This window comes from Niallia sp. Man26, assembly GCF_022049065.2.
Taxonomy (GTDB): Bacteria; Bacillota; Bacilli; order Bacillales; family Cytobacillaceae; genus Niallia.
In genome coordinates this window covers 3,240,602-3,262,474 of sequence record NZ_CP095743.1, presented here as the reverse complement: position 1 = coordinate 3,262,474, position 21,873 = coordinate 3,240,602, and the positions used below count along the sequence as shown (strand labels likewise).

General features: G+C 40.9%; 23 protein-coding genes and 1 tRNA gene. 23 read left to right on the top strand and 1 reads right to left on the bottom strand.

Features of this window, described 5'->3' with window-relative positions; translation table 11 throughout:
• The first annotated feature begins 4 nt into the window (after positions 1 to 4).
• The 17 genes from ppaX to L8T27_RS16435 all read left to right on the top strand — a co-directional run bounded on the left by ppaX (position 5) and on the right by L8T27_RS16435 (position 14,736).
• Positions 5 to 658: a pyrophosphatase PpaX gene (ppaX, locus tag L8T27_RS16515; RefSeq protein WP_237941897.1), complete on the top strand. Its 654-nt coding sequence runs from the start codon at positions 5 to 7 to the stop codon at positions 656 to 658.
• Complete coding sequence (locus L8T27_RS16510) at positions 655 to 1,188, top strand: acyltransferase (protein WP_233316618.1); 534 nt, start codon at positions 655 to 657, stop codon at positions 1,186 to 1,188. Before ppaX ends, L8T27_RS16510 begins: the two co-directional genes overlap by 4 nt.
• A 234-nt stretch (positions 1,189 to 1,422) precedes the next feature.
• Positions 1,423 to 2,607, top strand: coding sequence for an ATP phosphoribosyltransferase regulatory subunit (locus L8T27_RS16505; RefSeq protein WP_237941896.1), 1,185 nt, complete (start codon positions 1,423 to 1,425; stop codon positions 2,605 to 2,607).
• Positions 2,604 to 3,245: an ATP phosphoribosyltransferase gene (hisG, locus tag L8T27_RS16500; RefSeq protein WP_233316616.1), complete on the top strand. Its 642-nt coding sequence runs from the start codon at positions 2,604 to 2,606 to the stop codon at positions 3,243 to 3,245. Before L8T27_RS16505 ends, hisG begins: the two co-directional genes overlap by 4 nt.
• 24 nt (positions 3,246 to 3,269) lie before the next feature.
• Positions 3,270 to 4,541, top strand: coding sequence for a histidinol dehydrogenase (gene hisD / locus L8T27_RS16495; RefSeq protein WP_237941895.1), 1,272 nt, complete (start codon positions 3,270 to 3,272; stop codon positions 4,539 to 4,541).
• A gap of 23 nt (positions 4,542 to 4,564) precedes the next feature.
• A complete protein-coding gene (hisB, locus tag L8T27_RS16490) occupies positions 4,565 to 5,152 on the top strand; it encodes an imidazoleglycerol-phosphate dehydratase HisB (protein ID WP_237941894.1) in 588 nt (195 codons plus the stop codon).
• Positions 5,153 to 5,776 (top strand): imidazole glycerol phosphate synthase subunit HisH, encoded by a 624-nt coding sequence (hisH, locus tag L8T27_RS16485; RefSeq protein ID WP_192486578.1) that lies wholly within the window; start codon positions 5,153 to 5,155, stop codon positions 5,774 to 5,776.
• 5 nt (positions 5,777 to 5,781) lie between these two features.
• On the top strand, positions 5,782 to 6,513 hold the full coding sequence (gene hisA, locus L8T27_RS16480; protein WP_192486579.1) for a 1-(5-phosphoribosyl)-5-[(5-phosphoribosylamino)methylideneamino]imidazole-4-carboxamide isomerase: 732 nt from the start codon (positions 5,782 to 5,784) through the stop codon (positions 6,511 to 6,513).
• Positions 6,513 to 7,271: an imidazole glycerol phosphate synthase subunit HisF gene (gene hisF / locus L8T27_RS16475; protein WP_233316615.1), complete on the top strand. Its 759-nt coding sequence runs from the start codon at positions 6,513 to 6,515 to the stop codon at positions 7,269 to 7,271. The genes hisA and hisF overlap by 1 nt, the downstream gene beginning before the upstream one ends.
• Complete coding sequence (gene hisIE, locus L8T27_RS16470; RefSeq protein ID WP_192486581.1) at positions 7,268 to 7,903, top strand: bifunctional phosphoribosyl-AMP cyclohydrolase/phosphoribosyl-ATP diphosphatase HisIE; 636 nt, start codon at positions 7,268 to 7,270, stop codon at positions 7,901 to 7,903. The genes hisF and hisIE overlap by 4 nt, the downstream gene beginning before the upstream one ends.
• A gap of 239 nt (positions 7,904 to 8,142) precedes the next feature.
• Positions 8,143 to 9,645 carry a tetratricopeptide repeat protein gene (locus L8T27_RS16465; protein WP_233316614.1) on the top strand — a complete coding sequence of 501 codons (1,503 nt, stop codon included), beginning with the start codon at positions 8,143 to 8,145 and terminating at the stop codon, positions 9,643 to 9,645.
• 195 nt (positions 9,646 to 9,840) lie between these two features.
• Entirely contained in the window at positions 9,841 to 10,791 is a 951-nt protein-coding gene (trxB, locus tag L8T27_RS16460) for a thioredoxin-disulfide reductase (protein ID WP_237941893.1), read from the top strand.
• 283 nt (positions 10,792 to 11,074) lie between these two features.
• The gene (locus L8T27_RS16455) at positions 11,075 to 11,533 is read left to right on the top strand and encodes an NUDIX hydrolase (RefSeq protein ID WP_192486584.1); all 459 of its coding nucleotides are present in this window, start codon (positions 11,075 to 11,077) and stop codon (positions 11,531 to 11,533) included.
• A 15-nt stretch (positions 11,534 to 11,548) separates the two neighbouring features.
• Positions 11,549 to 12,445 carry an RNase adapter RapZ gene (gene rapZ / locus L8T27_RS16450; protein WP_233316612.1) on the top strand — a complete coding sequence of 299 codons (897 nt, stop codon included), beginning with the start codon at positions 11,549 to 11,551 and terminating at the stop codon, positions 12,443 to 12,445.
• Positions 12,442 to 13,419, top strand: a complete 978-nt coding sequence (locus tag L8T27_RS16445; RefSeq protein ID WP_233316611.1) for a gluconeogenesis factor YvcK family protein — start codon at positions 12,442 to 12,444, stop codon at positions 13,417 to 13,419. The genes rapZ and L8T27_RS16445 overlap by 4 nt, the downstream gene beginning before the upstream one ends.
• A gap of 39 nt (positions 13,420 to 13,458) precedes the next feature.
• Positions 13,459 to 14,400, top strand: a complete 942-nt coding sequence (whiA, locus tag L8T27_RS16440) for a DNA-binding protein WhiA (protein WP_233316610.1) — start codon at positions 13,459 to 13,461, stop codon at positions 14,398 to 14,400.
• Positions 14,401 to 14,490: 90 nt separating this feature from the next.
• Positions 14,491 to 14,736, top strand: coding sequence for an HPr family phosphocarrier protein (locus L8T27_RS16435; protein ID WP_233316609.1), 246 nt, complete (start codon positions 14,491 to 14,493; stop codon positions 14,734 to 14,736).
• 39 nt (positions 14,737 to 14,775) lie between these two features.
• Here the strand turns inward: L8T27_RS16435 and clpP are convergent, their stop codons facing one another.
• Positions 14,776 to 15,381 carry an ATP-dependent Clp endopeptidase proteolytic subunit ClpP gene (gene clpP, locus L8T27_RS16430; RefSeq protein ID WP_233316608.1) on the bottom strand — a complete coding sequence of 202 codons (606 nt, stop codon included), beginning with the start codon at positions 15,379 to 15,381 and terminating at the stop codon, positions 14,776 to 14,778.
• A 297-nt stretch (positions 15,382 to 15,678) separates the two neighbouring features.
• Between clpP and L8T27_RS16425 the strand changes: the two genes are divergently transcribed.
• From L8T27_RS16425 to gpmI, 6 genes are all read left to right on the top strand, one after another.
• Positions 15,679 to 15,750, top strand: a tRNA-Arg gene (locus L8T27_RS16425).
• 383 nt (positions 15,751 to 16,133) lie between these two features.
• Complete coding sequence (locus tag L8T27_RS16420; protein WP_233316607.1) at positions 16,134 to 17,150, top strand: sugar-binding transcriptional regulator; 1,017 nt, start codon at positions 16,134 to 16,136, stop codon at positions 17,148 to 17,150.
• 52 nt (positions 17,151 to 17,202) lie between these two features.
• The gene (gene gap / locus L8T27_RS16415) at positions 17,203 to 18,213 is read left to right on the top strand and encodes a type I glyceraldehyde-3-phosphate dehydrogenase (RefSeq protein WP_127738140.1); all 1,011 of its coding nucleotides are present in this window, start codon (positions 17,203 to 17,205) and stop codon (positions 18,211 to 18,213) included.
• A gap of 130 nt (positions 18,214 to 18,343) precedes the next feature.
• Positions 18,344 to 19,528: a phosphoglycerate kinase gene (locus L8T27_RS16410; protein ID WP_233316606.1), complete on the top strand. Its 1,185-nt coding sequence runs from the start codon at positions 18,344 to 18,346 to the stop codon at positions 19,526 to 19,528.
• A 30-nt stretch (positions 19,529 to 19,558) separates the two neighbouring features.
• Entirely contained in the window at positions 19,559 to 20,317 is a 759-nt protein-coding gene (gene tpiA / locus L8T27_RS16405) for a triose-phosphate isomerase (RefSeq protein WP_233316605.1), read from the top strand.
• Positions 20,314 to 21,846, top strand: a complete 1,533-nt coding sequence (gene gpmI / locus L8T27_RS16400) for a 2,3-bisphosphoglycerate-independent phosphoglycerate mutase (RefSeq protein ID WP_233316604.1) — start codon at positions 20,314 to 20,316, stop codon at positions 21,844 to 21,846. The genes tpiA and gpmI overlap by 4 nt, the downstream gene beginning before the upstream one ends.
• Positions 21,847 to 21,873: the final 27 nt, after the last annotated feature.

The following is a 21,873-nucleotide window of genomic DNA, read 5'->3' as shown; positions in this document are numbered from 1 at the left end:
TAAGATGAACGGAAAAATTAATACACTGTTGTTTGATTTAGATGGAACACTTATCGACACAAATGAACTAATTATATCCTCCTTTTTGCATACATTGGATTTCTACTATCCTGGCAAATACATTCGTAAGGATGTTATTCCTTTCATGGGTCCAACGTTAATGGAAACGTTCGGAAGTATTGATGCCAAGAGAGCAGAAGAGATGGCAGCTAAATACAGGGCGTATAATTTAGAAAACCATGATAGAATCGTGACAATATTTGAAGGTGTTTATGACACGATAAAGATTTTAAAGGAAAACGGCTATAAGATTGCGATTGTGACCACAAAGCTGTCTGATGTAGTTGATATGGGACTAAAATTGACGAAGCTGGATGAGTTTTTTGATGTGATTGTCGCACTTGACCATGTAACAAAAGCGAAGCCGGACCCAGAGCCTGTTTTAATGGCTTTGGAGAAGCTCGGTTCTTCTCCTGAAGAAGCAATTATGGTAGGTGACAATTCTCATGATATTCTGGCAGGGAAAAATGCCGGAACAAAAACGGCAGGGGTAGCATGGACATTAAAGGGAAGAGAGTTCTTGGCATCATTGGAGCCTGATTATCTTTTGGATAATATGAGAGATTTGCTCTCTATCGTTGAAGTGGAAGTAAAATGAGAAAAACGACGCGCTATCCGGTGAGCGGGCCGAACTCTTTATGGCATGTCTATAAGACAGTCCCTTTTCTGAAGGTAATTAAGAACTTTATCGTCATCCAGCTTGCTAGATACACTCCTTTTTTGAAAATGAAGAATTGGATGTATCGAAAATTATTGAAAATGACAGTTGGCAAAGAAACTTCCTTTGCCTTGATGGTTATGCTGGATATCATGTACCCGGAAAAGATAAAAGTGGGCAAAAATACGGTCATCGGTTATAACACCACGATTTTGGCACATGAGTATTTGATTGAGGAGTACCGGCTTGGCGAAGTCATTATTGGTGATGAAGTCATGATTGGTGCGAACACGACGATACTCCCCGGCGTGGAGATCGGCTCTCATGCTGTTGTTTCAGCAGGTACACTTGTACATAAAGATGTTCCTGCCGGCAGCTTTGTCGGCGGCAATCCGATGCAAATCATCTATACAGCAGAAGAGATGGAGCAACGGAAACAAAATAGTCCAAGCTATGTAGTAGAAGAATAAGGCAGGGCGACTCTAATGATGAGTCTTATTTCAAAGATATTGGCTAACCGTCATGTTGTTTTGAAAAAGAATCATATGCTAGAGTTGCCTTTTTTATAAGCGGAAAAGTCAGAAAAAACGGCTTTTTTACTTGACCAAAAAGAAATGGAAGAGTAAACTACAAATAACCTTTAATTTGTTAGCATATTAGCGAACTAAAGCATTCGGAATATTCTTCTTTATGAGGTGTATATAATGAGCAGCTTATTTATGTTTGAAAAGCCGTTAGGCATGAGAGACAGCTTACCTGAAATTTATGAAACGAAATATATGATAAAACAAAAAATGGATAAAGAGATTAAGCAATGGGGCTATCAATTCATTGAAACACCAACATTGGAATACTACGAAACAGTCGGTGCAGCCTCAGCCATTTTAGATCAGCAGCTTTTTAAACTGTTGGACCAGCAAGGGCATACATTAGTGCTGCGACCGGACATGACAGCACCGATTGCGAGGGTGGCTGCTTCAAAGCTGCTGAATGAAGACTTGCCGTTGCGCCTTGCGTATAACGCTTCGGTTTTCCGAGCACAGCAAAGAGAGGGCGGCAGACCGGCAGAGTTTGAACAGATTGGTGTTGAGTATATCGGCGACAAGACTGTAAGTGCAGATGGTGAAGGTATTGCCCTGATGATTTCTTCATTAGAAAAGGCAGGTCTGAAAAAATATCAACTGTCTGTCGGCCATGTTGGCTTTGTTCAAGCGTTCTTTGAACAAATTCTCGGAACGAAGGAAAGAGCCGATGCGTTGACTAAATACTTATATGAAAAGAATTATGTTGGCTATCGTCAGCATGTCGCAAGTCTTTCCTTATCCAGCATTGATAAGCAAAGGCTGAATGACTTTCTCAAGCTGAGGGGTGGAGAGGAAATTATCCCGCTTGCATACGATTTAATCGAAAATGGCAGTGGAAGCAAAGCGATTGATGACTTAAAGCAGCTATGGGAAATTCTTGTAGACTATGAAGTGGAGAATCAAGTGAAGTTTGATTTGACGCTTGTCAGTCATATGAGCTATTACACGGGTATCCTTTATGAGGCTTATGCAGAAGGAGTCGGGTTTCCGATCGGAAGCGGAGGCAGATATGATCTTCTTCTTGCCAAGTTCGGCAAAAACACCGGTGCTACCGGATTTGCTATCCGCGTGGATCACTTGCTCGAGGCTTTAGGCAGCCTTGTTAACAAAAGCGATATTCACTGCATTCTGTTTAGTGCGGACAGAAGAAAAGAAGCATTTGAATTAGCTAAACAAAAAAGAGCAGACGGTCTTAAAGTAATTACCCAAGATATAAATGGTGTCGGCAATGTGGATGCATGTACTAAGCAGTATGACGAAATTACTTTGCTTGTCGGGAAAGCAGGAATGGAGGTTGTCAAATGAACGATGTTTTAACAATTGCCATGCCAAAGGGCAGAATTTTTGAAGAAGCAGCAAAGCTGTTGCGGGAAGCAGGCTTCCAACTTCCTCAGGAATTTGACGACTCCAGAAAGCTGATCATCGACGTGGAGGAAGAAAATTTTAGGTTCATTTTGTCGAAACCAATGGATGTTCCGACATATGTTGAACATGGTGTAGCTGATTTGGGCATTGCAGGCAAGGACGTTATGCTCGAAGAGGAAAGAGATGTTTATGAGCTTTTAGATTTGCAAATAAGTGCCTGTTATTTGGCAGTGGCAGGCTTGCCGAATACGGAATTAAATGAAATTGCCCCAAGAATTGCAACGAAATATCCGAATGTGGCAGCAGCCTATTTTCGGGAACAAGGCTCACAAGTAGAAATCATTAAACTAAATGGCTCCATTGAGCTTGCTCCAATCATTGGCTTGTCAGACCGAATCGTCGATATCGTATCCACTGGCAAAACACTTGTGGAAAATGGGCTTGTCGAGTACGAGAAAATTGTTGATATCACCTCCCGTCTTATTGTCAATCCAGCAAGCTACCGGATGAAGGATAAGAGAATAAGCGAGTTAGTTGATCGTGTCAGCAAGGTAGTGAAAGCAACAGTGCAAAACTAGTATTTTTGGAGGGGAGACCCGAAGGTGAAAATAGTAAATGGTGTAGACAGTTCCTATTTAAAACGCTCAGTTGACGCAGGAACAGAGGAACAGCGACAGATTGTAAAAGACATAATAGCTACAGTGAAAAGCGAAGGCGATAGCGCATTAAAGGAGTATACACTCCAATTCGATAAAGCAGATTTATCTAACCTCCGAGTCAGCACAGAGGAATTAGAGACTGCGTATGAAGATGTTGACAAAGACATGGTCCAGATCATCCAAGAGGCCGCCGAAAATATTCGTGCATATCATCAAAATCAGCTTAAAACATCTTGGATGATAACAAAGGAAGACGGCACCATTCTCGGTCAGAAAATAACATCTTTGGATTCTGTTGGTGTTTACGTTCCCGGCGGAACAGCAGCATATCCATCCTCTGTACTGATGAATGTTGTTCCTGCCCAAGTTGCCGGAGTCGACAGAATCGTGATGGTATCACCTCCAAATGCAGACGGCAAACTGCCAAGTGCAGTTTTAGTAGCTGCTCATATTGCCGGTGTGAAAGAGATTTATAAGGCAGGCGGAGCACAAGCAGTTGCTGCACTTGCGTATGGTACAGAAACGATTAAAAGTGTTGATAAAATTGTGGGACCTGGCAATATTTTTGTCGCATTAGCTAAACGAGAAGTATATGGCGATGTTGATATCGATATGATTGCAGGACCGAGTGAGATTGCTGTTCTTGCAGATGATACAGCAAATGCAAATGAAGTGGCTGCAGACTTATTATCACAGGCAGAGCATGATACAAGAGCATCTGCAGTGTTAGTGACAACCTCTCGTAAGCTTGCTGAACAAGTAGCAGCAGAAGTGGAAAAGCAGCTAAGTGACTTGCCGCGCAAGGAAATAGCTGAAAAATCAATCAATGATTATGGCTTAATTGTATTAACAGATACAATGGATCAAGCGATTGAATCTATTAATGCTATTGCCCCAGAGCATTTAGAAATTATCACAGACAATGCCTTTGAATTGCTTGGCAGAATCAAGCATGCAGGCGCTATTTTTATCGGCCGTTACAGTTCAGAGCCGGTTGGAGATTATTTTGCCGGTACAAACCATGTGTTGCCAACAAATGGAACGGCTAGGTTCTCCAGTCCGTTGAATGTCGACGATTTCCAGAAGAAATCCAGCATTATTTCATACAGTGAAAAAGCATTTGAACAAAATGGACATAAAATAGCTGCCTTTGCCCGTCTGGAAGGCTTAGAAGCGCATGCCAGAGCAATCGAAGCAAGAAATAAAAACAGGTAGCATCTTTTACAGGAGGGTTAAAAATGGGAAGAACAGCAGCGGTAAGCAGGAAAACAGGAGAAACAAATATCCAATTGTCCTACAATATTGATGGCGAAGGCATCTCCGAAATTGATTCAGGTGTACCTTTTATGAACCATATGCTTGATCTTTTTACGAAGCATGGCCAATTTAACTTGACCGTTCAGGCTAATGGAGACATAGAGGTCGATGATCACCACACAACAGAAGATATCGGCATATGCCTTGGGTTGGCACTAAAGGATGCACTTGGCGACAAGAAGGGCATTAAACGTTACGGTAACAGCTTTGTGCCGATGGATGAGACATTGGCTCAAGTAGTTGTCGATTTAAGCAATCGCCCGCATCTGGAGTTTCGGGCAGAATTCCCAAGCAATAAGGTAGGTACATTCGATACAGAGCTTGTCCATGAATTTCTGTGGAAGTTTGCATTAGAAGCACGTATCAATCTGCATGTTATCCTTCACTATGGCCAAAATACGCATCACATGATTGAAGCAATCTTTAAGGCGTTGGCAAGAGCCCTTGATGAGGCGACAACCATTGATCCTAGAGTAAAAGGAATTCCATCTACGAAAGGAATGCTGTAAATGCTTGGAATCATCGATTATGGCATGGGCAACTTATTTAGTGTGAGCAAAGCACTGGAAAGATTGGACATCCCTTACTTTATTTCTGAGGACAAAGAAAAACTGATGGAAGCAGATGCTTTAATTCTTCCTGGTGTAGGGGCGTTTAAGGATGCGATGGTGAAGCTGAACGAAACTGGCCTGTCTGACATGATCCGTGAATATGCGAAAAGTGATAAACCGCTGCTCGGCATATGCCTTGGCATGCAGCTGCTTTTTGAAGAAAGTGAGGAGCATGGCCATGCAGAAGGATTGCACTTACTGCCAGGAAAAATCGTTCGTTTTCCAGGGGAATCGGCAGAAGGTGTGAAGTATAAAGTGCCTCATATGGGCTGGAATCGTCTCCATTTCAAAAAGAATTCTGATGCTACAACAGGTCTAGAAGATGACTATGTTTATTTTGTTCATTCTTATTATGCAGAAACAGACGATGAAATCATTATCGCCAGCAGTGAGTATGACAAGGAAGTACCAGCAGTTGTCGGAAAAGGCAATGTGTATGGCATGCAGTTCCACCCAGAAAAAAGCAGCAAGCTTGGGATGGAATTATTGAGCGGCTTTACGAAGCTTATAAAGAAAGGATGAACAATATGAGCTTTACCTTATATCCTGCCATTGATATGAGAGGCGGCAAGTGTGTCCGTCTCCTTCAAGGAGATTACGATAAGGAAACTGTTTACGGCGATTCTCCCTTTGATATGGCCAAAAGCTTCGCAGACCAAGGAGCAAAATGGATACATATGGTCGATTTGGATGGAGCAAAAGACGGCAAAAGAGTGAATGATTCCTTTGTAATAGAAGCAGCAAAAAAACTTGGTGTTTCTGTGCAAATCGGCGGAGGGATTCGGACTGAGGAGGATATTGTTCATTATTTGGATAATGGGGTTACACGTGTCATTATCGGCAGCATTGCTATCTCCAATCCTGATTTCGCAATAGAGATGATAAAGAAATACGGCAGTGCCATCGCCCTTGGCATTGATGCAAAGAATGGCTTTGTCGCCACACATGGCTGGATTGAAACCTCTGAAATAAGAGCAGTTGATTTAGGGAAAAGATTTGCCGATGCAGGTGCTGAAACCTTTATTTTTACAGACATTGCTACAGATGGAATGCTCAGTGGTCCTAATTTACTAGCAGTCAAAGAATTGGCGGCAGTGACGAAGAAGGATGTTATTGCTTCTGGAGGAGTCAGCAGCTTGGAGGATTTAGTTGCCCTAAAGCAATATTCCAAGGACGGTGTCGCTGGAGCAATTATCGGCAAAGCATTATATGAAGGGCGCTTTACATTGCGAGATGCGCTTAATGAGGTGGAAAGATAATGCTGACGAAAAGAATCATTCCATGCCTGGATGTTAAGGACGGGCGTGTCGTAAAGGGTGTGCAATTCGTGCAATTGCGAGATGCTGGCGATCCTGTTGAGCTTGCTCGGTTTTATGATGAACAGGGAGCAGACGAGCTGGTATTTCTCGACATTTCAGCATCACACGAAGGCCGCAAGACGATGGTTGAGGTGGTTAAGGAAGTTGCTTCTGAGCTTGCAATTCCCTTCACTGTCGGCGGAGGAATTAATTCTCTTGATGATATGAAAAGGACTTTGCGTGCAGGAGCTGATAAGGTTTCACTGAACACAGCAGCTGTTACAAATCCCAGCCTTATCAAAGAAGGAGCAAACTTTTTCGGTTCTCAATGCATCGTTGTTGCCATCGATGCAAAATATGATCAAGAATTGGGAACATGGAGAGTATACACACATGGCGGACGCACCCCTGTTGATAAAGATGTTATTTCATGGGCGAAAGAAGCGGTAGAGCTTGGAGCAGGCGAGATATTGCTGACGAGCATGGATTCAGATGGAGAGAAAAGGGGATTCGACTTAGCCTTAACGAAAGCCGTAAGTGATGCAGTTTCTGTTCCTGTTATTGCTTCTGGCGGTGCCGGTGATGCAGAGGATTTTCTTGATGTGTTCCAAGAAGCAAATGCAGATGCAGCACTTGCTGCTAGTATTTTCCATTATAAAGAAACCTCCGTGCATGAAGTCAAAGGATATTTACATGAAAGAGGAGTGCTTGTGAGATGACAGTAGACGAGCTGAAGTTTGATGAAAAAGGACTAATACCAGCAATTGTTCAAGATGCCGCAACAAAAGAAGTGTTAACTTTGGCATACATGAATAAAGAATCTTTGGAAAAATCATTAGCAACAGGAGAAACATGGTTTTACAGCAGATCAAGGAATGAGCTTTGGCATAAAGGAGCAACAAGCGGAAACACACAGCAAATTGCCGAAATTAAATTTGACTGTGACAAAGATGCCCTTGTAGTGCTAGTTAAACCAAATGGGCCTGCTTGCCATAATGGAACGGTTAGCTGCTTTGCTGAAAGTTTATATCAAAATAAGGAAGCCGCGATTGAGGAATTGGCAAACTATCAAATTTTGAAAGACTTGGAAGCTGTTATTCAAGAAAGAGAATTAAATCGTCCTGAAGGAGCATACACGACTTACCTGTTTGAAAAAGGGGTCGACAAGATCCTGAAGAAAGTCGGTGAAGAGGCAGCTGAGGTTATCATTGCAGCCAAAAACCGTGATACAGAGGAACTCAAATGGGAAGCGTCTGATCTTCTCTACCATCTGTTTGTATTGCTGAGGGAACAAAATCTTCCTTTTGCCGAAATACTGAAGGTTTTGGAAAATCGTCATCAAGAGAAATAATCATACAACTGTCTGATGGATTTTGAGCACTCAGCTTTATTCCTGAGGGCAGTTTTTTGTATGTTAGAATAATAATTGCTTCGGTATCATGGAAAGAAACATAGAAGTGTCATATTTCCAGTTATGTATATGTATTTTCTAGAAACAGCCTTCTCCGCATCCTTTGAAGTATGGTATACTACATAAGTTGAAGCAAAAGAATTGCTCTACGTGAGTTTAAATAGATTGTGGAGGATTATATGAATAAAGACTCAAATACTTTACAACCAATGGGTAAACTTATTACATTTAATCCTACAGGCGAATATTATTTTTCCAAAGGCATTAAAGCATATCATCAAAGAGATTATAATAAATCATTGAAATATTTGCAAAGAGCGATGCAGCTTGACCCAGGAGAACCGACAATTCTTTGTCAGCTTGCGATTGTTTATGCAGATATTGGAGAATATCAAAAATCCAATGAACTGCTTCATCTGATTATTGAAGAACTGGATGAAGAAATGGTGGAATGTTATTATTTCCTTGCAAATAATTATGCGCATTTAGGATTTTTCAAAGATGCTTATTATCACGCGAAATTATATTTAAAGCTGGAACCGGACGGAGAGTTCCGGGAAGATACAGAGGATTTGCTTGAGGTGCTAACATTAGAGTCTGATGATCTGGAAGAAGAGGAGCCTTATGAAGAGGAAGACCTAATCACCAGGCAGGAACAGGCAAGAGAACTTCTGGAATCAGGCAATTTCAACAGAGCTGTTGAAATGCTGAATAAAGTGATTTCTGATTACCCCGAATACTGGTCTGCTTATAATAACCTGGCACTGGCTTACTTTTATCTAGGTGAAGTAAAAAAGGCGAATGGCATTTTAGAGGATGTGCTCGAAAAGAATGCTGGAAATCTGCACGCCTTATGCAATAAGCTAGTATTTGCTTATTATGAAGGCAATAGTGAGAATATCAGTCAGCTTACGGAGATTTTGAAGAAAATCAAACCGATTTCTGTCGACCACCAATTTAAGCTTGGCACGACTTTTGCTCTTGTAGGGGAATATGAAGCAGCTTATTTCCTACTGAGAAAGCTGCAAAAACAAGGTTATACAGAAGATGCTACTTTTTATTATTGGCTGTCTGCCTCCGCTTACTTTGTCGGCAGGACGAAATTTGCACAAACGGTGTGGGCAAAAGTCCTTGAGCTGAATCCGGAAAAAGCGGGACATGAACCTTGGAAAGAAAAAGAAGACAGAGTTAACGGCTTCGAAGATCATATGCCTTCCATTTTAAAGAGATATTCCAGCATACACCAAGAGGAAAGACTGTTTGCTGTGTTCCTTACTTCCATTTCGAAAAATAAGGATGCAATCCTTTCTTCGGAACAAATGAAAGACAACAGTACGTTCACTTCATTAGAGAACGAGTATCTTTCATTTGTAAAGACAGGTGCAAGCACTAATCCTATCCTGCTGAATGCACACAATACTGCTGAGATTATTTACAGCAAGCACCGCCCGATTGGAACGATTGAGGCTGGCCTTTATTTAATGTGGTTTTCTGTTTTCATTCAAATCTTTCAAGCAGGTGAGAAAATGGATAACAGCAGTGCTTTGGCAGCGGCAATGGATTATATTTGGAGCAAGTACAGAAATGAAAAGACTTCCCAAAAAGAAATGGCAAGCCTTTACGGTCTGTCTACAGCAACGTTGCAAAAATATATTAAAATCATTAAAAAATATAATGATTGATAAAGAGAATTCCGCCATTGGAGAGACAATGGTGGAAGTTTTTCTTTTGTGAGCAAATATTTGGACTAAAGAGACTGTGTCTAATAGGATAGTATTAGATGGTAATACTACAAAGAGTGAGCTAGTATTTAAAGCGTGCGGTCCTGACGCGTGCGTTAATGAATATAGAGTGTTTAGATAAAGGAGTGTTTAAAAGTGGCGGAAGAAAAAATTTATGACGTAATTATTATTGGTGCCGGTCCAGCTGGTATGACAGCAGCTGTTTATACTTCCCGTGCCAACCTTTCCACATTGATGATTGAAAGAGGTATTCCGGGCGGACAAATGGCAAATACAGAAGAAGTAGAAAACTTCCCTGGATTTGAAAGCATTCTTGGCCCAGACCTTTCTAATAAAATGTTCAACCATGCAAAAAAATTCGGTGCAGAATATGCATATGGCGATATTAAGGAAATTATTGACGGGAAAGAATATAAAACAGTCAAAGCAGGTTCAAAGGAATATAAAGCAAGATCCATTATCATTTCGACTGGTGCTGAATACAAAAAAGTCGGTGTTCCTGGCGAAAAAGAATTGGGCGGCCGCGGAGTTTCCTATTGTGCAGTTTGTGACGGTGCATTCTTTAAAGAAAAAAGGCTGTTCGTCATCGGCGGAGGAGATTCAGCTGTAGAAGAGGGCGTTTATTTAACACGTTTTGCTTCACAAGTAACAATTGTTCATCGCCGCGATGAATTAAGAGCACAAAAAATTCTGCAAGACAGAGCGTTTGCTAACGATAAAGTTGATTTCATCTGGAATCACACAATTAAAGCAATTAATGAAAAAGACGGAAAAGTCGGCAGTGTAACACTTGTTTCTACAACGGACGGCACAGAGCAGGAACTTGCTGCTGACGGTGTGTTCATCTATATCGGAATGGTGCCTCTGTCTAAACCGTTTGAGAACTTAGGCATTACGAACGAAAATGGTTATATCGAAACAAATGACCGTATGGAAACGAAAGTACAAGGTATTTTCGCGGCAGGAGACATTCGTGAAAAAACACTTCGTCAAATCGTTACAGCTACGGGAGACGGCAGTATCGCTGCTCAAGCTGCACAGCATTATGTGGAAGAGCTTGCTGAATCATTACAACAAAAGGCGTAATGAAAAAGCTTTCAAAGTGTTACTCTCTTTTAATTGTACTGTAACAGTAGTGAAATATAATTCGGGTAACATAATAATAGAAATTGACCCCCTTTTAAGATATATATTTTGGTGCATAGGCATAACGCCTATGCTTTTTTTTTGCGCTTTATTTAAAGAGAAATAGCAGAACTTATTTGAAGAAGGCATTTTATTGTGGGTGTTTCACAATAATAGTATAATATAAGAACTAAGCAGTAGTTTCATGCTACATAGAGATTACAGAATGTTTGAGGTGATAATAGTGCAGCGTGTGACGAACTGCCTGTTACTGAAGGATAATAAGGTGCTCCTTTTGCAAAAGCCAAGAAGAGGCTGGTGGGTTGCTCCAGGCGGTAAGATGGAGCCAGGGGAGTCTGTAAGAGACTCATGCATCAGAGAATTCCGAGAAGAAACAGGTATATACTTAAGAAATCCCAATATTAAAGGAATATTCACGTTCATTATCAAGGATGGCGACAAAATAACTTCTGAATGGATGATGTTCACCTTCTTCTCCACAAACGCTGACGGAGTTCATGTGGATGAGTCTGAAGAAGGAAAAATAGTTTGGCATGATATTGAAAATATCAAAAATCTGCCGATGGCAGAAGGAGACTATCACATCTTGGATTATATGATTCACGGCAATGGAATTATATATGGAACATTCACATATACGCCTGATTTTGAACTGATTAGCTACCGGTTGGATCCAAGCTAAAACATTAAAGGGGGAATGAGCATGGGTGCGAGTGTGGTGAACGAGCCGCAAGTTGTTATTATTACAGGTATGTCTGGGGCTGGTAAAACAGTGGCCATACAAAGCTTTGAGGACTTAGGGTTTTTCTGTGTAGACAACTTGCCGCCTACTCTTTTGCCAAAGTTTCTTGAACTTATGAAGGAATCAGAGAATAAGATGAATAAGGTTGCCCTTGTGATGGATTTGCGGGGCAGAGAGTTTTTTGACAATTTATTCAGTGCATTGGATGATTTGGCAAAATCCTGGGTAGTGCCGAAAGTGCTCTTTCTGGATGCAGATGACAGCACTTTAGTCAGAAGATATAAGGAAACAAGAAGATCGCATCCTCTTGCACCCTCAGGCCTTCCCCTTGAAGGAATTGAAATGGAGCGAGAATTGCTTGAGGAGCTAAAAGGCAGAGCACAAATCATTTACAATACATCGAAAAGCTCTCCAAGAGAATTGCGAGAAAAAATATTAATGGAGTTTTCAGCGAATAAAGATACGATTTTTACGGTGAATGTCATGAGCTTCGGCTTTAAGCATGGCATCCCGATTGATGCTGATTTAGTATTTGATGTTCGTTTCTTACCAAACCCTCATTACGTTGAGCATATGAGACCAAAAACAGGATTAGATGCTGATGTGTCCAGCTATGTATTGAAATGGACAGAAACAGGCCAATTTCTTGAAAAAGTCATTGATCTGCTTACCTTTATGCTTCCGCAGTATAAAAGGGAAGGGAAGTCCCAACTCGTTGTAGCAATTGGCTGCACTGGCGGCCAGCATCGTTCTGTTGCCTTATCGGAGTATATTGGCAAACATTTCGAAGGTGATTATCATGTCGAAATAACTCATCGTGACATGGAGAGGAGAAAGGACCAAAAAGCATGAATGAAGTGGAGCATCCGAGAATTGTAATTATCGGTGGCGGCACCGGCTTGTCTGTCCTTGTGAGAGGATTAAAGAAGTATCCTTTGGACATTACAGCTATTGTCACTGTTGCAGATGATGGAGGAAGTTCGGGCCGGCTGCGTGATGATTTGGACATTCCTGCACCAGGTGATATTAGAAATGTACTGGCTGCATTATCCGATGTCGAACCGTTGGTGGAGGAAATGTTTCAGCACCGGTTTTCGAACAGCAAGGATTTAAATGGACACTCTTTAGGCAACTTGATTATTGCAGCGATGACATCGATTACTGGTAATTTCACCTATGCCATTCAGGAAATGAGCAAAGTGCTTAATGTGCGCGGAAAAGTATTGCCGGCTACAAGCCACAGTGTAGTTTTAAATGCAAGAATGGAAGATGGTTCAATCGTTACAGGTGAGTCAAGAATTCCCGAGAGCGGGAAGAAAATAAAAGAGGTGTTTTTAACACCGGAACATGCGACGCCGCTGCCTGAAGCAATTCAGGCAATCCGTCATGCAGACTTGATTGTGATTGGACCGGGAAGTCTTTATACGAGCATCCTTCCAAATCTTGTTGTGCCTGAAATAAGCAGGGAAATCATGACAGCAGCTGCAAAGAAAGTTTATATTTGCAACATCATGACACAAGCCGGCGAAACTCTTGATTACTCAGCGAGCGATCATGTTAAGGCTATTTATGAGCATATGCCAGAGCCTTTTTTAAACACAATATTGGTAAATAAAGAAAATATCCCAGCGAACGTTCTGGAACGGTATAATGAAGAGAAAGCAAAACCTGTCTTTTTTGATACAGAGAAATTAGAGAAGCTTGGACTAGAAGTCATTCTTGGAGAAATTATCAGCCTGGAGGAAAAGGTCATCCGCCATAACACGTTGGAAGTGGCGAAAATCCTCTATTCTATGCTTGATCCAGAACTGAAAGCCGATCAATAACAGGGAATAGGGTTTGCGTTTTAAAATGGGGGTGAAGGTATGTCTTTCGCTTCAGAGACGAAAAAAGAATTAACGACTATTGAAGTTAAAGATTGCTGCGGCAGGGCAGAGCTGTCTGCCCTGATCCAGATGAATGGCACTTTATCCTTTTCCAACCAAAAGCTGGTGGTGGACATTCAGACAGAAAATGCCGCGATTGCAAGAAGAATATATACACTCATCAAAAAGTATTACGACATACCTGTCGAGCTGTTGGTGAGAAAGAAGATGCGACTTAAAAAAAACAATGTGTATATTGTAAGACTTTCCACGAAAGCGAAGGAAATTTTGGAAAGCTTGAGCATTTTAACAGAGGGCTTTATGTTTACACATGAAATTGCAGAAGACCTTGTTAAGAAAAAATGCTGCAAACGCTCCTATTTGAGAGGGGCCTTTCTTGCGGGAGGCTCTGTCAATAACCCGGAAACATCCTCCTATCATTTGGAAATAACATCACTTTACAAAGAGCATATTGTTGCATTGAGCAATCTGATGAATACTTTCGATTTAAACAGCAAAGTGCTGGAGAGAAAGAAAGGCTTCATCACATATTTGAAAGAAGCGGAAAAAATTACAGAATTCCTAAATATCATCGGTGCTCATGGAGCTTTGCTTCGCTTTGAGGATATCCGGATTGTCAGGGATATGAGAAATTCTGTTAACAGGCTTGTTAACTGTGAGACTGCCAACCTGAACAAAACAATTGGCGCCGCATTGAGACAGGTGGAAAATATCCGCTTTATTGAACGGACGGTTGGACTTCAAGTGCTCCCAGACAGGCTGCGTGAAATTGCCGAGCTGAGAGTAGCTTATCAGGATGTGACTTTAAAGGAGCTTGGCGAAATGGTTTCCTCCGGGAATATCAGTAAATCCGGTATTAACCACAGGCTGAGAAAAATAGATGAAATTGCTGATGCGCTACGCAGAGGAGAACAAGTATAATAAGTATAGAGGGATAATATATCTTAAAACTTTAAGTTGTAAGGGTATATTATCCTCCTTGTATATTTTAAATCGGGGAGGAGATTTCAGGTGGTAGAAAGAGATATTAAAGTAACATTGAAATCAGGCTTACAAGCAAGACCTGCAGCGATATTTGTTCAAGAAGCGACAAACTATGTTTCTGAAGTTTATATTGAGAAAGAAGGAAGAAGAGTAAACGCGAAGAGTATCATGGGAATTATGGGCCTGGCGATACACTCAGGTGCGGACATTAAACTTATTATTGATGGCAGCGATGAATTGGAAGCGCTTAAAACATTGGAAAAATTATTATAAAAACACCTCGCGCTTTATTGCGAGGTGTTCCTTTTTTTATTATTTATCTTTTTTGTCTGACAGTTCATTGCGAGTGATAATATTGTCAATTAAACCATACTCTTTCGCTCTTTCTGCTGTCATGAAATTATCACGCTCTGTGTCTTTTGCGATAATATCGATTGGCTGGCCAGTACGCTCTGCAAGGATACCATTCAGCTTGTCACGCAAGAACAGGATGCGTTTTGCAGCAATTTCGATTTCTGTAGCTTGACCTTGTGCTCCGCCAAGTGGCTGATGAATCATAACTTCAGCGTTTGGAAGGGCATAACGTTTGCCTTTTTCACCAGCTGCAAGCAAGAAAGCACCCATAGAAGCAGCCATACCGATGCAGATTGTTTGTACATTCGGCTTGATGAACTGCATTGTGTCATAAATAGCCATCCCAGCAGTAATGCTACCGCCAGGGCTGTTAATGTATAGGGAAACGTCCTTTTCAGGATTTTCAGCATCTAGGAACAAGAGCTGTGAAACGATAGAGTTAGCAACATTATCGTCAATCGCACTTCCAAGCATGATGATGCGGTCTTTTAACAGACGGGAATAAATATCATAAGCGCGTTCCCCTCTATTCGTTTGTTCGATAACTGTAGGGATTAAGTTCATAAAAAAATCCTCCTTTAAAAATAAATTTTGCTTTATAAGTATGTGTTTCTTCAGTAGTGAAATAAATTCATTACTGTATGTAATCCTAATGATACACGGATGGTCAATTAAGGTCAAACGTTTACGTTCGGATACAGCAAAATATCCTTCGACACTTTATGTCACTGTCATTCCATTCATGTTTTTACAATAAGATTTTATCCTTACCATGATACCCAGACTGGATATTTTTAAACAATTATTCCTTGCATTAAAGCGAAACATATCATATAATCAAAACGTTCTTTAAAAAATTCTGCCCTCGTGGTGTAATGGATAGCACGCAAGATTCCGGTTCTTGAAATAGGGGTTCGATTCCCTTCGAGGGCGCTATTTGAAAAAAAGACTGTTGAGAATCTCTTTATGGGATTTTCGACAGTCTTTTTTTGTTTGAATTCCTTTGAGAGTGAGGATATAGAATTCCGCTCCTATTACGGGGACGAGCTATCTAACCATTTCTAAATCTTTATCCTTTTTTGCTGCTGTTCCTGTTTATATAGAATGAAAGCAATGAAAACGTGATGAAATTCACATGCGAACCATCTTCGAATTTTCGTCAAATTTCTTGAAAAATGGACGTTTATAAGTTGAATTTGCTATTCGCTGGTGATAGAATGAGTTTGTAGCAGGAAATGATTTTTTTTGGAGATTGTGGGACATAATATGTCTATGCGGGACTTCAAATGACCACTGTAAGTGAAGGGGCACCAAGAATGAATTCATTTATCGAGATTCAAAAAAGATTATTGCCTGATTTACTCGTAATTATGCAAAAAAGATATTACATTCTTCATCACATCAGCAATATGCAGCCTGTCGGCAGAAGAAGCTTGGCGGGAAGCCTTGGATTGACGGAACGAGTGCTCAGGAGCGAAGTGGAGTTCTTAAAAGATCAGAAGCTTATACATATTACGAACATTGGCATGACACTCACTCCAATTGGCGAAGAAACTTTGGAAAGTCTTTCTAGTGTAATGAGGGAAGTAACGGGTATTAACGAAATGGAGAAAGAGCTTGAAAAGAAGCTGCATATCAAAAGAGTGATTATTGTAGCTGGAGACAGCGATCATTCTCCATGGTTGAAAAAAGAACTGGGACTTGCAACAGCTAATAGTATGAAATCACTATTAAAAGGCAATAATATCATCGCAGTTAATGGTGGAACCACGATGGCTGCAGTGGCAGAGATGCTTACGCCTAACATAGTGGACGGTGAATGGCTGTTTGTTCCGGCGCGTGGCGGCATTGGGGAAGATGTTAAAAACCAGGCCAATACGATCTGTTCCATGATGGCTGATCGCACAGACAGCAAGCATCGTGTCCTGTATGCTCCTGATGAAGTGAGCAAGGAGATGTACAAAAGCATTGTCAAAGATGCCCGCATCAATGAAGTTTTACAGTTGATTAAATCAGCTAGCCTGCTTATTCATGGAATTGGAGATGCCATTACAATGGCAGAACGCCGCAGTACAAGTGCAAGTGACCTGGAAAAAATCGTGCAGGCAAATGCTGTCGGTGAAGCATTTGGTTATTACTTTAATGAAGACGGAGAGGTTGTCCATAAGGTTCAGACGATCGGCCTTAGACTTGAAAATCTTTCTACTGTTCCAAATGTAATCGCAGTTGCCGGAGGATCGTCAAAATCAAAGGCTATTAGAGCCTATTTAAAAAAAGCGCCACCCTCTACCATTCTGATCACAGATGAAGGAGCGGCAAAAAACTTGATATAATGGGAAATCCCTTTATATATAATTATCTCTAAATTTAGAGGAGGAAATAATAATGACAGTAAAAGTTGGTATTAACGGATTTGGACGTATCGGACGTTTAGCATTCAGAAAAATCATGGAAAACCCAGAATTGGAAGTAGTGGCTATCAATGATTTAACTGATACTAAAATGCTGGCACATCTTTTAAAATATGATTCATCTCAAGGTACTTTCCAAGGTGAAATCGAAGTACACGAAGGTTACTTCCTAGTAAACGGTAAAAAAGTAGTAACTACTGCTGAAAGAAACCCAGCTGACCTTAAATGGGGCGAGCTTAACGTAGATACAGTTATCGAATCTACTGGTTTCTTCACAACTAAAGAAAGTGCTGAAGCTCATATCCAAGCTGGCGCTAAAAACGTTGTTATCTCTGCACCTGCAACTGGTGAAATGAAAACAATCGTTTACAACGTAAACCATGACATTCTTGATGGTACTGAAACAGTTATCTCTGGTGCTTCTTGTACTACAAACTGCCTAGCTCCAATGGCAAAAGCACTTCAAGACAACTTCGGTATCGTTGAAGGACTAATGACAACTATCCATGCTTACACTGGAGATCAAAACACTCTTGACGCTCCACATCCAAAAGGTGACTTCCGCCGCGCTCGTGCTGCTGCAGAAAACATCATCCCTAACTCAACTGGTGCTGCTAAAGCTATCGGTCTAGTATTGCCAGAACTTAACGGTAAATTAGACGGAGCTGCACAACGTGTACCTGTTAAAACTGGTTCATTAACTGAGCTTGTAACAGTTCTTGACAAAAAAGTAACAGTTGAAGAAGTTAACGCAGCAATGAAAGCAGCTGCTGACGAGTCTTACGGTTACACTGAAGACGAAATCGTTTCTTCTGACATCATCGGAATCAGCTATGGTTCATTGTTCGATGCAACTCAAACTAAAGTTATGACAGTTGGCGACAAGCAATTGGTTAAAACTGTTGCTTGGTATGACAACGAAATGTCTTACACAAACCAACTTGTAAGAACAGTTAAACACTTTGCACAATTAGCTACAAAATAATTTTGTTAAGCTAAAGCCCTTAATCAAACAGCGGAAACAGCTTTGTTTCCGCTCTTTTAAAAATAGCTTTGCAATCTTTAGTGGATACGGATTAAAAGCTTAAAATAATGCAAGTGGAGGGTCTCATTTAATGAACAAGAAAACGATTCGCGATATCGATTTAAAAGGCAAAAAAGTATTTGTTCGTGTTGACTTCAACGTTCCGATGAAGGATCAAAAAATCACGGATGAAACAAGAATTCAAGCAGCACTACCAACTATTAACGAGTTAGTAGAAAAAGGTGCTATCGTAATTTTAGCAAGTCACTTAGGCCGTCCAAATGGTGAAGTGGTAGAAGAATTGCGTTTAACTCCAGTTGCTGCACGTCTTTCTGAGCTACTTGGCAAAAATGTTGTAAAAACAGATGAGTCTTATGGTGAAGCTGTTAAAGCTGAAATCAGCAAGCTGTCTGAAGGCGATGTGCTATTGCTTGAAAACGTACGTTTCAATGCTGGTGAAGAGAAAAACGATGCAGAACTAGCAAAAAGCTATGCTGAACTAGCTGATGTATTCGTAAACGATGCATTTGGTGCAGCACACCGTGCACATGCTTCAACTGAAGGTATTGCACACCATATCCCAGCTGTATCTGGTCTATTAATGGAAAAAGAGCTTGATGTATTAGGAAAAGCACTTTCAAATCCAGACCGTCCATTCACAGCTATCGTCGGTGGAGCTAAAGTAAAAGACAAAATCGGCGTAATCGATAACCTTCTTGATAAAGTAGATAACTTGATCATCGGTGGCGGATTAGCTTATACATTCGTAAAAGCACTTGGCCATGAAATCGGATTGTCTCTTCTTGAAGAAGATAAAATCGAACTAGCGAAATCTTATATGGAAAAAGCGAAAGAAAAAGGTGTTAAATTCTACATGCCTGTAGATGTAACAGTTGCAGACGACTTCTCTAACGATGCTAACACACAAACTGTTTCCATCGAAGAAATCCCTTCTGATTGGGAAGCGTTGGACATCGGTCCAAAAACAAGAGAAATCTATGCAGATGTTATCAAAAACTCTAAATTGGTTATCTGGAACGGACCAATGGGTGTGTTTGAATTAGATACATTTGCTAAAGGAACAAAAGCAGTAGCAACAGCTCTTGCTGAATCACAAGATACATACTCTGTCATCGGTGGTGGAGATTCTGCAGCAGCAGTTGAGAAGTTTGACCTTGCAAACAAAATGAGCCATATTTCAACAGGTGGCGGTGCTTCGTTGGAATTCATGGAAGGCAAAGAACTTCCAGGTGTAGTAGCTCTTAACGATAAATAATAATTAACCAAGCATGAAAGGATGTTATACATGCGCAAACCTATTATCGCTGGAAACTGGAAGATGAACAAAACACTTCCTGAAGCAGTGGACTTTATCCAAGAAATTAAAGAATCAATTCCTTCTAGTGAACAGGTTGATGCAGTAGTTGTCGCTCCTGCTCTATTCATCGGTCAATTAGTAGAATTGACTGACGGCACAGAAGTGAAAATTGGTGCACAAAACATGCACTTCGAAAAAAATGGTGCTTTCACAGGTGAAATCAGCCCTGTAGCTTTGGAAAACATCGGTGCTAAATACGTTGTCCTTGGACACTCTGAACGCCGTGAGTTCTTCAATGAAACAGACGAAGCTGTTAACAAAAAAACGATTGCAGCATTTGAAAACAACTTAACTCCAATCGTTTGCTGTGGTGAAACGCTTGAGCAAAGAGAAAACGGCGAAACAAACGAATTCGTTGCTTCTCAAGTTTCAAAAGCTCTAGCTGGTCTTACAGATGAGCAAGCTAAAGCAACAGTTGTAGCTTATGAGCCAATCTGGGCAATCGGAACAGGCAAATCTTCTACATCAGCTGATGCTAACGAAGTTTGCGCACATATCCGTAAAACAGTAAGCGAACAGTTTTCTCCAGAAGTGGCAGAAAGCATCCGCATTCAATACGGCGGCAGCGTTAAGCCTGAGAACATCAAAGAATATATGGCACAGCCTGATATCGATGGTGCTCTTGTAGGAGGAGCTAGCTTAGAAGCACAAAGCTTCCTGCAATTATTGGAGGAAGGTAAGGCATGAGTAAATCTCCTGTAGCATTGATCATTTTGGATGGCTTTGCATTGAGAGACGAACGTATGGGAAATGCTGTTGCTCAAGCAAAAAAGCCAAACTTTGATAAATACTGGAATCAATATCCTCACACAACACTTGTTGCGAGCGGTGAAGATGTAGGTCTTCCAGAAGGACAAATGGGTAACTCTGAAGTTGGCCATTTGAACATTGGAGCAGGACGTATTGTTTACCAAAGCTTGACAAGAGTGAATGTGGCAATCAGAGAAGGTCAGTTCGCTAAGAACGAAACTTTCGTAAATGCCATCAAGCATGTGAAGGAAAAAGGCAAGAATCTTCATCTGTTCGGTCTTTTATCAGATGGAGGGGTTCACAGCCATATTGAACATATGTATGCCCTTCTTCGCCTTGCAAAAGACGAGGGTGTAAAAAATGTATATATTCACGGAATTCTAGACGGCCGAGACGTCGGTCAAAAGACTGCGGAAAAATACATTAAGGCTACACAAGAAAAAATAGAAGAATACGGTGTAGGTGAATTTGCGACAATCTCAGGACGCTACTATTCTATGGATAGAGATAAGCGCTGGGACCGTGTTGAAAAATCCTACCGTGCAATGGCCTATGGTGAAGGACCTAGCTACTCCAACCCATTGGATGTTGTAGAAGATAACTACAGAAATGGTATCTTTGACGAATTCGTACTTCCGTCTGTTATTACTAAAGAAGACGGTAAGCCGGTTGCAACCATTCAAGACGAAGATGCAGTAATTTTCTATAACTTCCGTCCAGACCGTGCAATCCAAATCTCTAATGTATTCACAAATGAGGACTTCCGTTCATTCGATCGCGGAGAAAATCATCCGAAAGATTTATATTTCGTATGCTTAACTCATTTCAGTGAAACAGTAAAAGGGTATGTTGCTTTCAAGCCAACAAACTTGGATAACACATTAGGTGAAGTTATTTCCCAAAATGGATTAACTCAGCTCCGCATTGCGGAAACGGAAAAATACCCACACGTAACGTTCTTCATGAGCGGTGGACGTGAAGCGGAATTCCCTGGTGAAAAGCGTATTTTGATCAACTCTCCTAAAGTTGCAACATACGACTTGCAGCCAGAAATGAGCGCTTATGAAGTGACAGATGCACTTCTAAAAGAGATTGAAGCAGATAATTTTGATGCTATCATCTTAAACTTTGCAAACCCTGATATGGTTGGGCACTCCGGAATGCTTGAACCTACTATCAAGGCTATCGAGACTGTTGATGAATGCTTAGGCAAAATCATCACACTGATTGAAGAAAAAGGCGGCAAAGCTATCATTACAGCAGACCATGGTAACTCAGATGAAGTGGTAACACTTGATGGAAAACCAATGACTGCACATACAACAAACCCTGTGCCTGTCATTGTGACAGTGCCTGGTGTCGAGCTTCAAGAAGGAAAGCTTGGAGATTTGGCTCCAACTATGCTTGAGTTATTAGGACTTGAACAACCAGCAGAAATGACTGGTACATCTATCATTAAAAAATAATTGATTTATTAAAAGGAGAGAATTTAT

Excerpts from the sequence above, each read along its gene's own strand:
- L8T27_RS16505 (WP_237941896.1), top strand. The coding sequence starts at position 1,423 with ATGAGCAGCTTATTTATGTTTGAAAAGCCGTTAGGCATGAGAGACAGC.
- rapZ (WP_233316612.1), top strand. The coding sequence starts at position 11,549 with ATGAGCATGGGTGCGAGTGTGGTGAACGAGCCGCAAGTTGTTATTATT.
- L8T27_RS16510 (WP_233316618.1), top strand. The coding sequence starts at position 655 with ATGAGAAAAACGACGCGCTATCCGGTGAGCGGGCCGAACTCTTTATGG.
- hisG (WP_233316616.1), top strand. The coding sequence starts at position 2,604 with ATGAACGATGTTTTAACAATTGCCATGCCAAAGGGCAGAATTTTTGAA.
- gap (WP_127738140.1), top strand. The coding sequence starts at position 17,203 with ATGACAGTAAAAGTTGGTATTAACGGATTTGGACGTATCGGACGTTTA.
- L8T27_RS16420 (WP_233316607.1), top strand. The coding sequence starts at position 16,134 with ATGAATTCATTTATCGAGATTCAAAAAAGATTATTGCCTGATTTACTC.
- gpmI (WP_233316604.1), top strand. The coding sequence starts at position 20,314 with ATGAGTAAATCTCCTGTAGCATTGATCATTTTGGATGGCTTTGCATTG.
- hisA (WP_192486579.1), top strand. The coding sequence starts at position 5,782 with ATGAGCTTTACCTTATATCCTGCCATTGATATGAGAGGCGGCAAGTGT.
- hisF (WP_233316615.1), top strand. The coding sequence starts at position 6,513 with ATGCTGACGAAAAGAATCATTCCATGCCTGGATGTTAAGGACGGGCGT.
- clpP (WP_233316608.1), bottom strand. The coding sequence starts at position 15,381 with ATGAACTTAATCCCTACAGTTATCGAACAAACGAATAGAGGGGAACGC.
- hisIE (WP_192486581.1), top strand. The coding sequence starts at position 7,268 with ATGACAGTAGACGAGCTGAAGTTTGATGAAAAAGGACTAATACCAGCA.
- hisH (WP_192486578.1), top strand. The coding sequence starts at position 5,153 with ATGCTTGGAATCATCGATTATGGCATGGGCAACTTATTTAGTGTGAGC.
- L8T27_RS16410 (WP_233316606.1), top strand. The coding sequence starts at position 18,344 with ATGAACAAGAAAACGATTCGCGATATCGATTTAAAAGGCAAAAAAGTA.
- tpiA (WP_233316605.1), top strand. The coding sequence starts at position 19,559 with ATGCGCAAACCTATTATCGCTGGAAACTGGAAGATGAACAAAACACTT.
- hisB (WP_237941894.1), top strand. The coding sequence starts at position 4,565 with ATGGGAAGAACAGCAGCGGTAAGCAGGAAAACAGGAGAAACAAATATC.
- L8T27_RS16445 (WP_233316611.1), top strand. The coding sequence starts at position 12,442 with ATGAATGAAGTGGAGCATCCGAGAATTGTAATTATCGGTGGCGGCACC.
- whiA (WP_233316610.1), top strand. The coding sequence starts at position 13,459 with ATGTCTTTCGCTTCAGAGACGAAAAAAGAATTAACGACTATTGAAGTT.
- ppaX (WP_237941897.1), top strand. The coding sequence starts at position 5 with ATGAACGGAAAAATTAATACACTGTTGTTTGATTTAGATGGAACACTT.
- L8T27_RS16465 (WP_233316614.1), top strand. The coding sequence starts at position 8,143 with ATGAATAAAGACTCAAATACTTTACAACCAATGGGTAAACTTATTACA.